The organism is Microbacterium sp. W4I20, from assembly GCF_030816505.1.
Taxonomy (GTDB): domain Bacteria; phylum Actinomycetota; class Actinomycetes; order Actinomycetales; family Microbacteriaceae; genus Microbacterium.
The window spans coordinates 3,852,974-3,865,605 of record NZ_JAUSYB010000001.1 but is presented as its reverse complement, the minus strand read 5'-3'; the positions used below and the strand labels follow the sequence as shown (position 1 = coordinate 3,865,605).

Sequence of the window (12,632 nt, the reverse complement as noted above, 5' to 3'; positions counted from 1 at the left end):
ATCATGCCAAATGATCTCGACAACCGACCCGCCGGAGACCTCGTCCCGGTCAAGTTCTCCCGATTGACCCGCCGGGGTGTCCTCTTGGGCCTGTCGCTCTCGCAGCTGATCGCGCTCGGAATCGGCATCGGCACGCTCGTGTGGGCGTTCTACGCAGGAGGCGGCATGCTCATCGCCTTTTCCGCCCCGATCTGGGTCGCCGCTGCCTCGGTGGCATGGATCCGTATCGCCGGGCGCGCGATCGTCGAGTGGATCCCCGTCGTCTTCTGGTGGATGTGGAAGACCACAGGCGGGCAGCTGCTCTATCGTCGACGCGTCGTGAAGCCGCGCCCCGCCGGATCGCTCGCGCTTCCCGGCGACATGTCGCGATTGCGTGAGTACGATGATCCCGCCACCGGTGCCGGGATGGTGCATGACCCGACCGCCGCGACGCTCACGGCGATCACCTCCGTCTCGCATCCTGCTTTCGTGCTCCTCGACCCCGGTGAGCAGGAACGCCGAGTCAGTTCTTGGGGACTTGTGCTTGCGACTGTATGCCGATCAGGCCGCATTTCGATGCTCCAAGTGCTGGAGCGCACCCTGCCCGAATCCGGCACGGGGCTCGCCGAATGGTGGGCCTCGCATGGCACGGCAGACGCATCGTGGGCCTCGACTACGTATGCCGAGCTGATCGAACGAGCAGGGCCAGCCGGAGAACGTCACGCCACGACGCTTTCTCTGTCGCTTGACCTGCGCGCAGCGTCACGACAGATTCGCACGGCCGGAGGAGGCATCCGTGGCGCCGCGGCCGTGCTTCGCCAGGAGATGTCCACGCTGGTGGCCGCGCTACGCTCGGCCGACCTCTCGCCGTCTTCATGGCTCTCGTGCGGAGACATCGCGGTGGTTCTGCGCTCGGCGTACGACCCTGCGGTCGCAGCGACACTCGAACGTCACGGTGAACTCGGACATTCGCTCGCGACCGCGGGACCGGTCGCGGTGAACGAGTCGTGGTCGAAGCTTCGCACCGACTCGGCGTTCCACGCTGTGCTGTGGATCTCAGAATGGCCGAGGTCGATGGTGTACCCGGGGTTCCTCGCACCGCTGATGCTATCGACGGGGATCCAGCGGTCGTTCTCACTGCTGTGCACGCCGATGCGCTCTGATCAGGCAGCGCGCGACATCCGAAAGAAGAAGACCGAGTACATCTCCGACGCCGCTCAGCGCCAGCGGATCGGCCAGATCGAGGATGCATCGCAGACGGCGGAGTTCCAGGATGTCTTGCAGCAAGAAGCAGATCTCACCGCCGGTCACGGCGTGCTTCGCTACACGGGGCTCATCTCGGTCTCAGCACGCACCGCGGATGACCTTGACGCCGCGGTTGCCGCGGTCGAGCAGGCTGCGATCCAGGCTTCTTGCGAGACGCGGCTCCTCGTCGGCCAACAGGCCCAGTCCTTCACTGCCGCGGCGCTGCCGCTTTGCCGTGTTGTGTGACCTCACGCGATTGAGGGGACCGAGGTGCCCGACTCCTCAGAAAGCCGTCGGGTGAAGAATCCGTGGCCGAGCGCGACTCTTGGAGGTATTTGCCTCGTCCGACGTGGCGGGATCGCGGGCGCACCTCACCATGGAGTCGCTTACTACCCGGGAGGTCACTGTGTCCATGTTCTATGATCCCGGCGCTGATGCCAGTGAAGCATCCGAGGCGCTGCGCAGGCTCGCGCATGCGACGCGCACGTGCGAGAACCCGACAGAGGTCTACGGTGTACTCGGCGACGTACTTTCCGGCGTGCGTTCACTGCGGCAGACCCTCGATCAGCTCGCAACCGCCCACTTCGACTACCGCTCTAGAGCATTCGATGACCACAGCGACCACGCGGCCGGGTCAAAGGACGCGCTGGCCGCGGCCGACGAACTACATCATGCCGCGACTCTTATCGACCAAGCCGAAGATCGACTCAACGCCGCGGTATCCGCGGCAGGTCGTATCGCCCGGCACGGTGTTTCTGCGCCCGAAGAGGCCGCAGTGCAGCGGTGGGTCAGTGTCGTCTTCCTGCAGGGCGAAGAAGCTGACGAGGTGCTCGACATGATCGACGCCGGCGGTGCCGCCGCGGGATTGAACCATCTGAAGAGCTGGGATTTCGGCGACGAGACCACCCGCGCCGCGATGGAGAACGGTTACGTCTACGACGTGCCACCAAGCGGCCCGCTTGAGCGCGAGGCGCGCGACGGTGATTACCACCTTACGTACAGCCACAGCTTCGACCACGTCGCCCTCTACCGGCTCCACCACGTCGAGGGGATTGACGTGGTGCCGGAAGACTTTCGAGGGCTCGACGCCCGCGCAGACACGCCACACCAGCAACGGTCCTCATGGTTCGAACCGGCCACCATTACGACACTCAAGCAGCAACGGGGTCTGGGACTGTGAACCGGCATGATGCCGAAAGACTCCACACCTCGGTACTCATTTCTCCAGCTACTGAGAAACGTCGCCTGCGAAAGACGCGTCGACAGGCCGCCGCGAAAATGCAGACTGATCAGCAGCACGCTGAACGCCAAGAAGCCCGGGAGAAGCACGTCGCCGAGCTGATCGAACAGCGGGCCACCAAATATCTCCCTGCCGCCGGTGAGCTTGGCATCGCGCAGCTCCGATCGCCGGGGAGGTTCCGCTTGCCCCGGCATCAGGACACGTCAGCGACCCTCGCTAGTGCTTATCCATTTCTTGCCGAAGGTGGGCTCGGACCAGACGGAGTCTTCGTGGGACAGGATCTGTACTCGGGTGGATCCTTCGTCTACGACCCATGGGTGCTGTACGCCCGCGGCATAATCACCGCTCCGAACGTTGTGCTCGCGGGCATCGTCGGATCTGGCAAGTCCAGCCTGGCCAAGAGCCTCTACACGAGATCACTTCCGTTCGGGCGCCGCGTCTATGTGCCCGGCGATCCGAAGGGCGAACACACTGCTGTCGCCGAGGCCGTGGGCGGACAGGCCATCGTGCTCGGGCACGGGCTCACGACGCGCCTGAATCCACTTGACGAGGGATACCGGCCCGTAGGCATGAGCGACGTGAGCTGGGCGTCCACGGTTGCTTCCCGTCGCCGGGACTTGATCGGAGCGCTCGCGGAGACGGTGCTCACTCGACAGCTCACGCCGCTGGAACACACTGCGATCGATACCGCGCTGACCGAGGTCGTGCGCAGCAACGGCATCCCGGTCCTGCCGATGATTGTCGAACACATCCTCAATCCGACCTCGCATGCCGACCCCGACGGACGGCTCGCCAAAGACGGGCGACTTGTCGGTCACGCTCTCCGACGCCTGGTCGCCGGTGACCTCGCCGGGCTATTCGACGGCCCTTCGACCGTGGCCTTCGATCCGACCCTGCCGATGATCTCGCTCGATCTGTCGCGAGTGACGGAGAACTCGACGCTGACCTCGGTACTCATGACCTGCTCCTCCGCATGGATGGAGTCCGCCCTGCTCGATCCCAGCGGAGGCCAGCGCTGGTGCATCTACGACGAAGCCTGGCGCCTCATGTCTCACCCGGCGCTGCTACGGCGCATGGACGCACACTGGCGACTCGCACGCCACTACGGGATCGCGAACATGCTGATCTTCCACAAACTGACCGACTTGGAGAACGTCGGCGATCAAGGCTCGGCGATGCGCGCCCTCGCGAACAGCTTGTTGGCCAATGCCGAGACGAGGATCATTTACCGGCAGGAATCTGACCAGCTCGGCAGCACCGCGAGAGCACTCGGGCTCACGGGCACCGAGCAGAAGTTGCTTCCGGGCCTCGGGGTCGGCCAGGGGCTGTGGCGCATCAAGGACCGCTCCTTCGTGTGCCAGCACCAGCTCCATCCAGCCGAGCTGGAACTCTTCGATACAACCGCGCGCATGACCGGCTGACCCGACGCGAGGAGCCGCTCGCGCACCTGCGAGGCATGAGCAATCGCAGCGCAGGAGGATTCCCGTCCGAAGCGTTCGTCAACTTTCCACTCGCCAGCATCCGCGTCGACGAAGGCGGTGTGATGCGCGTCACTCAGGACGGACGCGACTTCCCGCCTCCGCGCGCAGGCTTCGAATGGAGTCGGGCGCAGTTCGGTGAATTACTTGACGCGCTCTCTGACCACCGCACTCGCACCATCCGCGTCGAAGTACGAGAGCACGACGGTTCCATCTTCACCGACATCATCCACGCCACAAGGCGCGAGCACACAGACGTCGATTCCCCGGCGCCTGGTGCAACGCGGCGAGCGCGGCATCTTCCGATGCACCAGCTCCTCGAGGTCCGCGGATCCGGGTTCGTCCCCGGTGAGGACGTCACCGTTGCACTCTCGATCTGCGGCGCGGAAGGCTCGGCCGATGGGACCGCTCGTGCCGTTATCGATCTGAGCGGGATGGTTGACCACCGGTCGGAGATCCTCCTCATCGGCCGCGTCTCCGGCGTCATCGTCTCGGAATTCGTGCCGTCATGAATACCCCGCACGCTCCAAGCCGGGGCTTCGTTGACGAACTCACCAATCCGTTGATGATCGGTCTCGTCGCGTTGTTCAGCGTCGCCGCGGTCCTTCGTGGCGCGGGGTCCGTGGCTGCTGCGCTCTCTGGGGTGGAGCAACCACGGGCCGGGATCGGTGGTGGCGTCAATGTGTTGTTCGATCCTGCTGACCCCGCCGCGGCGCTCGAAGCGCCTGAGCTCAACGCCGTCGCCTTCTGGGTCGTCGCAGCATTCATGCTCGTACTGCTCGGCGCCGCAATCGGGTGGGCGTGGGTGATGCTACGGCGCCACTCGCACTCCAACGACATTGACCCGCGTCGGCTCCAGGGCACCGCGAGTGCGCGTGAGGTCGCGTCCAGCGCGTCGACCAAGGCGCTCCTTCGCCGCGCTGCCACAATGCGCCCGTCACTGGAGTGCCCTAAGCCCGAGGACGTTGGCTATCTGTTCGGGCGATCACACGGAAGGCAGATCTGGGCCAGCGTCGAAGACTCGATCCTGCTCATCGGACCGCCGCGCTCCGGCAAGGGCCTGCATATCGTGATCCCAGCGATCCTTGATGCGCCCGGAGCAGTCGTTACGACCTCAACCAGACCCGACAACCTCACCGTCACTCTTAGGGCGCGCAAGCGGATCGGCCCTGTCGCAGTTTTCGACCCTGAGCATCTGGCCGAGGGTATCCCCGCTGGGCTGCGATGGTCACCCATCCGCGGGTGCGGGGATCCGCTCACGGCGATGATCCGCGCGGCCGGCCTCGCCGCTGCGACCGAGCTGTCCTCGGGGGGTGTGCAAGGCGGTGGGTTCTGGGAGGGCAAGACACGCATCGCCCTCCAGACGCTCCTGCACGCCGCGGCACTCGATCAGCGAAGTCCGACCGAACTCTTCCGCTGGACCCTCGACCCCGCCGCGGCAGCCGAGGCCGTAGCGATCCTGTCTGGCTCGCCGCGCGCCGCGACAGGATGGGCCGAATCGCTGGAGGCGATGCTAGACGCCGATCCGCGCACGCGTGACAGCATCTGGCAAGGCGTATCCCTTGCTCTTGCCGCACTGGCCGACCCCAGAGTGCTGGATGCCGTCAGCCCGTCCGAAAACGAACACTTCGACCCAGAGCAATTCATCCTCAACCGCGGCACGCTTTATTTGCTCGCGACCGGAGCTGGCGCCGGAAACAGCGCTGCCCTCGTCGCTGCTTTCATCGAAGACCTCGTCGAAACCGCGCGTCGGATGGCGGCACGATCACCCGGCGCACGCCTTGATCCACCGCTGTTGCTCGCACTCGATGAGGTCGGGAACCTCGCTCCCCTGCCGTCGCTCCCCACGCTCATGGCGGAAGGTGGCGGCACCGGCATCACGACGATGCCCGTGCTCCAGTCTCTCGCCCAAGCGAGAGACAAGTGGTCGGAGAACCAGGCAGCTGCGATCTGGGACGCCAGCATCGCGAAGATCATTCTTGGCGGCGCTTCCAACTCTCGTGACCTCCAGGACCTATCCACGCTCATCGGCGAGCGGGACGAGTTCACCGATTCCGTCACTTTCGGCGACTACGGCTCACGATCCAACCAGCGCTCCGTTCGCCGCGTCCCGATCCTGCCGCCAGATCGCATCCGCACGCTCTCGTTCGGTACTGGCATCATCCTGCTGCGATCGGCGCCGCCGATCGTCACAGACCTGCGTCCATGGCCGAAGCGCGCTGACGGCGAGAAGATCCGGCTCGATCGCTCGGCCGTGGAAGCACTCCTGAAGGGCCCCACGACGAATCAGGCCGGTCCGGAGAGCGGCGCGCACCTGCCTGATGCAGTGACCGAGCAAACCCGGCCACCCAACCAGACAGGGAGCTGATCATGTCGATCTACACGCAAGAATCCGTCTCGGGCTTCGTCGCCTCAGAACCGCAGCTGACGAACTCCAGCAACGGGAACCCCCGCGTCTACTTCCGCTTCGGGCAGGAGCACTTCCGTCGCGAAGAGGACGGGAGCTTCACGCAGTTGGAGACGAGCTACCACCACCTCGTCATGTTCGGACGCTCTGCCGAACACACGTCTGCGCGGTTCGCGAAGGGCGACAAATTTCTCGCCGAGGGATACCAGCGGCCCGTGAGCTACGAGCGCGAGGGCCAGACCGTCGAGGGGGAAGAGTTCGTCGCGAAGCGTATCGGCCACGACACCGCGCGCACCCGGTACGACGTCGACCGGTCTCCCCGAGGCGCCGACCGGGACCGCGCTGACAAGGAGCAGAGCCGTGCGTTTGACGCCCGAGCGCAGCCAACCATGAGCAGTTCGCCTCTCAGTCGCTAGTCCAACGGGAACAACCATGAACGACGACGACGCGCTCAACCAAGGGCCCGAGAGTATGCACGCTGAGCCGTTTGGGCCCGATCTCGTTGCGGAGCCACCGCACCCAATCAACTGGAACTTGCTCACCTCGCACGACCTTGAGCAAGAACTCCTCGAACTCAACCGCTGGGTGAACTGGCTCCGGCTGGAGTACGGCATCCCGGCGGCAGTGATTCCGCCGCTCTGGCACCGCCATCCCGAACTGGTCTGGGAGCTGTCGGCGCTGCACCTGCATTGGCTCTGCGCCTACGACGCCGGCCAAGACGGCTCCGCACCTTTCGGCTGGCATCGCGACTTCGCGGATGCTCGCCAGCGTTTGCACGATTGGGTCACGGTCAGTGGCACCCGCCTCGATCGGGACCGTCCGACGCGGCAGACTATCTGGCCGGGGGAAGATCGGACCGTCGACATCGTCGAGCATGTCATCACTGACCGAGACGCCGACTTCGTCGCGTTCGTCATCGAACAGGTCCAAGCGCGCCAGGCCGCAGAGGATGCGTTCTTCGCCACCATCGACGAACGCACCGGCGAGATCCCCGACTGAGATCGGTCGGGTGTTCAAGCCGCGACAAGCTCGACAGCTGCGTTCGCCCGCTCGGACGCGCGCCTCGCGACAGCCTCCTGATGCCGAACACGGAGCAGGAGCACCACGGCGACGGGTCCCGCCACGAGGAATTTCGTCGCGTTCCACAGGCACAGCACGATGATGAGGTTCAACCACCCGGAGGCGCCGTCGCCGACCGCTGCGGAACACAGGCTGGCCGCGATCGAGTACGGCACCGCGAGGAGCATCGCGGGTACGCCCCACTTGAGTCCGCGGCGACGCCGGATGCGGCCAAGAACGATGTTCGTAGGTGCGCATCGCTGCAGGACAGCATGGATGAAGGCACTGACCGTCCAGATCGAACGAATCATGATGGGCCTCTCGTCACACGTCGTTCTCCGTCGAGGAAGCAGCGTGTGTGTCGAGTGCCCGTGGAGGGCCGCCCCGAAGGGCCTGCAGAGTTGTGAACCTGCTTCGCCTTCCAGGGTACGCCTGCTCTTCAGGAACCAAAAGGGCTGATCCTGCTCACCTTCCTATAGAGATCTCAACGCACAGGAGGCTGACATGCCCATGCTCTCGCAGCTCGCGAAGGACGAGCGGACCGCCCGGATGGTGCTCGCGCTGATCGGCGTTCTGGATGACCCCGCGACCGGAAGGCTCCTCATGAGCGTCAGCGGATTGACTGATCTCCCCCATCGAGCGCGACGACGCGACCCAGCATGGATCGAGTGGACGCCGCGGTACGGCGGGATCGCTTGCGATTGGCCGCGATCCCTGATCACGTCGCATCCCGGTGATGCCGTGGAGAGCTTGCGAAGCGAGTGACCTCCTGACCGAGCACTGAGAAGGCTATATGGGAGCCATTCCCGCGCATGTACTGTGTGAGTCGGGGCGCCTAAGGGAGGCGTAGACAGGGGTGTCGATGTCTTCATCAGGTGCACGCACGCGGACGGAACTCGCGGTGGACTATCCCGAGGAGGAGTGGCGCGAGCGATTCCTTGACTTACGCACGCTGGTCCACATCCTGGCCCACTCCATCATCCCGTCGGACTTCAAGGCCTCTGACGAGCTAAACCGGGCGATTGTCCTCTCGGATTCCGGCAAGAAGCTGCGGCACCAGCTCGTCGCCAACGAGTCCGTTGAGACGAAAGACGCGAACCTATTGTGTCTGTTGACGCTGACGCATGTTGACCCGCTCATCGACATCGAACGGATCGACATGAGCAAGCTGGTCGAGGCGGTATCCGAGATGATCCGCGAGAAGCGCATTCTCTACCCGATGATCTTCGGACGCGGACTCTATGACGAGGCAGTCTCCCTCATCCCTGAGGAGCGCGACGACCTGAAGCACGGAGATACGATGCGGCTTCTGCAAGACAAGCCGCAGGGTGTCTTCCACGACGGGCACTACCTCCTTGGCCCGTTCGGGTTGCACCGGTTGGAGTTCGAACGGGACCTGCACCCCGCGACCGACATTCCGCTGCAGCACTGCAGCGATATTTCCTGCACAGAGATCCACAACGTCGGTCTCTCCACCAGCCGCGAGGCGGGCGTGAATCAACATCGTCCGCTCGCGAGCAAAGTACTCCGTCAGTTTGCGAAGGAACCCTCCGATTGGTCTGGCTTCGCCTCAGAACTCATCGAAGAGCGATACAACCCGTACGAGATCAATGACGCCTCCACGCTGCCCTTCCTGCTGGGCGACGGGCTCAGTGACGGTGAACTCAGGAAACTTCTAAAGCGTGTCTTGGAGACGTCCGGTGGCCGAACTCATGCTTGGGCATCATCGTTCGGATTCTCCGGAGACGTCGACAAGTGGTCATTTGAACTCGACCGTGCCAGCCTGCTGAACCTCCTGCTCACCGAGCCCGATGAAGCTCTAGCCGAGGCTCTCGATGCGGCTGTGCAGGAAGGCGACATCGAGGTGCCCGACGGCGAGGTGCGCAAGCCTGTTGTGAACCACCGCGCGCGTTCCGGTGCGTGGGGACTGCGATCTGAGCTTAGTTCTATGGGCTACCGGATCATGCCCGGCAGCTCCACCGTCACACTCCTCCGACTGACGTCGCTCGCCCGTTCCCTTTTCGACCCGGAGTCCGCAGAGGAGATGAACGACCTTGCATGGTTGCTTCGCGGGCATCCGGGAGCCACCACCGATGAGCGCCTGGAGAGCTTCCTGCGCACTGCGAGCCCTCGCGAAATACTCTCTACGTTGGTTCTCTCGAGGGAAGGGAATGCAAAGAAAGCTGCGGTCGTTCTCGGCCTATCCATCGGCGGGGACGACGCTAGCTTCCTCGACTCGATGCTCTGGAAATTGGGGTTCGTCCCGAACCGCCGACCGGACATTCGGGACAACTACTGGCGCAACCACAACTCGTTGGAGAAGTTCGTCGTTACCCCGCTCACGGCCAACGACTCGACGGAGGAAGCGCTGCGCAAGGTCGCCGTCAACTACTTCGTCGCGCTCGAACGTCACCTTTTCGACTCTTTGATTTTCGCTACTTGGGCTCTGCTCACCGACCATTCCGTGGCCGGGAGGCCGTTCGAGTTCCACCTGCAGTCCGCTCGCGAGTTCACCATCGAGACGCTCAACGAGTCCGTGGAACGCAAGGACGGCGTCGAGCGCAACGACCTTAGCGCGGGGCCGGTACTTGCGGAGCTCGTCCAAGGATTCATGCGGCTGTCGAATCATCTGGAGAGCCTGCGCAGCCACGAGGCGGATTTCCTCCGCGAGAAGGACGACTATCCGCGGTTTGTGAAGCAGACGGATCTACAGCGTTTCCCTTTCACCCACACGATTCCCTACCTCGACTTGACCGCCTCGTCGCAGGTATCCCTGCGGAAGACTCTGCGCGATGTCAGCACCCGCCTGAATGACTCCGGGATACTCAGTGCTCGCAACGGCCTGCTCCACGCGGAGGGTAAACAGCGGACGCCGACCACGGATGAAGTGAACTCCGCCCTGGATCGTGCCCGTGAGGTGCTCCGCTCTCTGGAGCAGATCGGCTGCGTGCGTGCGACCTTCGAGGTCGTGTCGAGCGAGGCGGATCAGTGGGGTCGGAGCAGCACGCTGCTGCGCGCCAACGGCACCGAAATCCGGGTAACAGGTCCGTCGAGCTACGAGTTACTCGGGATGCCTTCGCTGCACCGCAAGGTTTACTTGATGCAGGGTGCCATATTCGCCGCACCGAACGAGATGCTGCGCTTCCGTGAGGGCTTCGATTCGGAGTACGCCGACTACTGGCGGGACTTCGTCCGGCGGCCCGAGCCGGCGAACAGGGCATCCGCTGCTCAGATGGCGGATTCCGGAGCGGATGTTGAAGCGACAGCGGTAGTCGGCAAGTGATCTGACCGCGGATTCCGGAGATGTCCGCGGTGCAGGTTTCCGGAGATGTCCGCGGTGCAGGTTCCGGCCGGTTACGGTGGGTCCACTCCTTTGAACGTCTCGATCACGATGGTCGCATGGGTGGGGGTAGTAGGGTCCTGTTACCGTTGCTCACATGGTGGGGACGGGGGTCACCGATTCCCATAGCTGCTCTCCCGCTCTTGGGACGGCTCGTCGGCGCCACACAAGGGATCGAAGACGAGCGCTGCCAGAGTTGGTATCAACCGTCTCATACACGGCCGTGCCCGCGCTGCCATCTGCGGATCCGAGGTCTCACGCGTTCGTGAGCACAACACAAGCACCTCCGGTCGTCCGCCGAAGAATCGAGTGTTCGAGTGGTCACCTCGCCGCCGGGATCTCAACCACGAGACTCCGCCGCAGCTCGACCAGGTCGACGCGGATGAGGCGTCCGACCCGATATCCCCGGACGGTGCCGTCGGAGATTCGACGTCGGATCGTCTTGACCGAGACGCCCAAGCTCTCAGCCGCGATCGCCAGGGAGACCAACCCGGTGTCGTGCTCCTCGGAGTAAGTTCGAACAGTCATGGCGATACCTTCCTGTGAGTGGACTCGTGTCACTTCTCAGGTGTCCGCGGCTGTCCGCCTAAGTCTCCTCATCCTCCTTCAGCGCCCGGGCGATGCTCTCGGCGACCCGGTCGCTCATTCGATTCGCCAGCTCGCGATCACGGTCCATGGTGGCGTGCTGGTACCGCAGCACGATTCGGATGTCCGCGTGCCCGCCCCGGCGCATCAGCTCAGCGAGCGTCGCGCCCTCCTGAGCAAAGAGTGTCAGGCCCGTGTGCCGCAGGTCGTGAAAGCGGAAGCGATGCGGCAAGCCGTCGACGCAGTCTCGTGCATCGGCCCAGACGTAGCCCCAGCGAGTGTTCGAGAGCGGCATACTGCCCCTGACGCTCGCCGGAACGACCGGCGCTTTGGCTTCGGCGGCGACGTTGTCATCCAGGTGTTGCTTGAGCCGAACGATCATGAGCTTGGGGATGCTGAGCGACCGTTTGCCTGCATCGCTCTTGGTGTCGGTGTAGTCGCCGGTGTTGGCGTTCAGCTGACGACGCACATGTAGGGTTGCGCTGCCGTCATCGTTCCACTCGACATCTCGCCGTTGCAGTCCCAGGCATTCCCCGCGACGCAGCTGACACCACGCGGCGAGCAGCACCATGATCGCCCACTGTTTGGGAACCGCCGCGTAGAGCGCCTCGACCTGCCTGGGCGTCACGACATCCTCACCTTCGTCGTGGTCAGAATCGTGACGCACCGACTCTTGACGCGGAATGGAGACGCTCGGTGCCGCAGGGATGACCCCGTCCCGGGCCGCCTGGCGCAAGATCATCATGAGCACGATCAGCACCGGCCGCGTGATCCCGTTGAATTTTGACTTCGGATTCAGCGGTGCCGGGATCTTGTCGAGTCGGTCGGTCATGACGCGGATGCGGTCTGCGTCGATCTCCCGCAGAGGAGTGTCACCGAACTCCGGCACCAGGTAGCCAGTGACCTTGCCCTGATACGAGCGGACCGTCCCGATGGCCCGCCTCTTTCCGCTGCGGTTGGGCTCGGTCTTGATCAACTGCACCCATCGCTCCGAGTACTCCTCGAACCCCATCGACCGCGCTTTCTCAGTAGCGGCTTCGGCGCGATTCCGTGCCGCTACGGCCGCTGGCGGGTTCCACTGGCCGAGCGAGATCTTCGTGTGCACGGCGGCAAGCCATGTCCGCGCGTCCGTCTTCGTGAGGAATGTCAGCGCTTTGTCGCCCTCGGTCCGAGCCGTGTAGGTCTCTCCGTCGGGTCCGGGATAGCGCGCTTGCCAGCGGCCAGAAGGGAGCTTGCGCAGACTGCCCCACGACTCTCGCTTAGATGCAGTCATCGTGCCCTCCCGTGGACTTGAACGGA

At 64.1% G+C, this 12,632-nt stretch carries 12 protein-coding genes; 9 read left to right on the top strand and 3 right to left on the bottom strand.

Annotated features, from left to right (window positions below; translation table 11 throughout):
* The first annotated feature begins 3 nt into the window (after nucleotides 1-3).
* The 7 genes from QFZ21_RS18835 (at nucleotide 4) to QFZ21_RS18805 (ending at nucleotide 7,348) form a co-directional block, all read left to right on the top strand.
* Nucleotides 4-1,470, top strand: coding sequence for an SCO6880 family protein (locus QFZ21_RS18835; RefSeq protein ID WP_307380590.1), 1,467 nt, complete (start codon nucleotides 4-6; stop codon nucleotides 1,468-1,470).
* A gap of 166 nt (nucleotides 1,471-1,636) precedes the next feature.
* Complete coding sequence (locus QFZ21_RS18830) at nucleotides 1,637-2,404, top strand: hypothetical protein (protein WP_307380587.1); 768 nt, start codon at nucleotides 1,637-1,639, stop codon at nucleotides 2,402-2,404.
* Nucleotides 2,401-3,885, top strand: a complete 1,485-nt coding sequence (locus QFZ21_RS18825; RefSeq protein ID WP_307380586.1) for an ATP-binding protein — start codon at nucleotides 2,401-2,403, stop codon at nucleotides 3,883-3,885. The genes QFZ21_RS18830 and QFZ21_RS18825 overlap by 4 nt, the downstream gene beginning before the upstream one ends.
* 35 nt (nucleotides 3,886-3,920) lie before the next feature.
* The gene (locus QFZ21_RS18820; protein ID WP_307380585.1) at nucleotides 3,921-4,454 is read left to right on the top strand and encodes a hypothetical protein; all 534 of its coding nucleotides are present in this window, start codon (nucleotides 3,921-3,923) and stop codon (nucleotides 4,452-4,454) included.
* Nucleotides 4,451-6,310 (top strand): type IV secretory system conjugative DNA transfer family protein, encoded by a 1,860-nt coding sequence (locus QFZ21_RS18815; protein WP_307380584.1) that lies wholly within the window; start codon nucleotides 4,451-4,453, stop codon nucleotides 6,308-6,310. The genes QFZ21_RS18820 and QFZ21_RS18815 overlap by 4 nt, the downstream gene beginning before the upstream one ends.
* 2 nt (nucleotides 6,311-6,312) lie before the next feature.
* Nucleotides 6,313-6,765 carry a single-stranded DNA-binding protein gene (locus QFZ21_RS18810; RefSeq protein WP_307380582.1) on the top strand — a complete coding sequence of 151 codons (453 nt, stop codon included), beginning with the start codon at nucleotides 6,313-6,315 and terminating at the stop codon, nucleotides 6,763-6,765.
* A 55-nt stretch (nucleotides 6,766-6,820) separates the two neighbouring features.
* Entirely contained in the window at nucleotides 6,821-7,348 is a 528-nt protein-coding gene (locus QFZ21_RS18805; RefSeq protein WP_307381359.1) for a hypothetical protein, read from the top strand.
* A gap of 14 nt (nucleotides 7,349-7,362) precedes the next feature.
* Here the strand turns inward: QFZ21_RS18805 and QFZ21_RS18800 are convergent, their stop codons facing one another.
* The gene (locus QFZ21_RS18800; RefSeq protein WP_307380580.1) at nucleotides 7,363-7,719 is read right to left on the bottom strand and encodes a sulfate permease; all 357 of its coding nucleotides are present in this window, start codon (nucleotides 7,717-7,719) and stop codon (nucleotides 7,363-7,365) included.
* A 193-nt stretch (nucleotides 7,720-7,912) separates the two neighbouring features.
* On the opposite strand from QFZ21_RS18800, the gene QFZ21_RS18795 reads away from it, so the two are divergent.
* Both QFZ21_RS18795 and QFZ21_RS18790 read left to right on the top strand, forming a co-directional pair.
* Nucleotides 7,913-8,173: a hypothetical protein gene (locus tag QFZ21_RS18795; RefSeq protein WP_307380577.1), complete on the top strand. Its 261-nt coding sequence runs from the start codon at nucleotides 7,913-7,915 to the stop codon at nucleotides 8,171-8,173.
* Between the two features lie 136 nt (nucleotides 8,174-8,309).
* Nucleotides 8,310-10,691 (top strand): hypothetical protein, encoded by a 2,382-nt coding sequence (locus QFZ21_RS18790; protein WP_307380576.1) that lies wholly within the window; start codon nucleotides 8,310-8,312, stop codon nucleotides 10,689-10,691.
* 378 nt (nucleotides 10,692-11,069) lie between these two features.
* On the opposite strand, the gene QFZ21_RS18785 is transcribed toward QFZ21_RS18790, so the two are convergent.
* Entirely contained in the window at nucleotides 11,070-11,276 is a 207-nt protein-coding gene (locus QFZ21_RS18785) for a helix-turn-helix domain-containing protein (RefSeq protein WP_307380575.1), read from the bottom strand.
* 58 nt (nucleotides 11,277-11,334) lie between these two features.
* Complete coding sequence (locus QFZ21_RS18780; protein WP_307380573.1) at nucleotides 11,335-12,606, bottom strand: site-specific integrase; 1,272 nt, start codon at nucleotides 12,604-12,606, stop codon at nucleotides 11,335-11,337.
* Nucleotides 12,607-12,632: the final 26 nt, after the last annotated feature.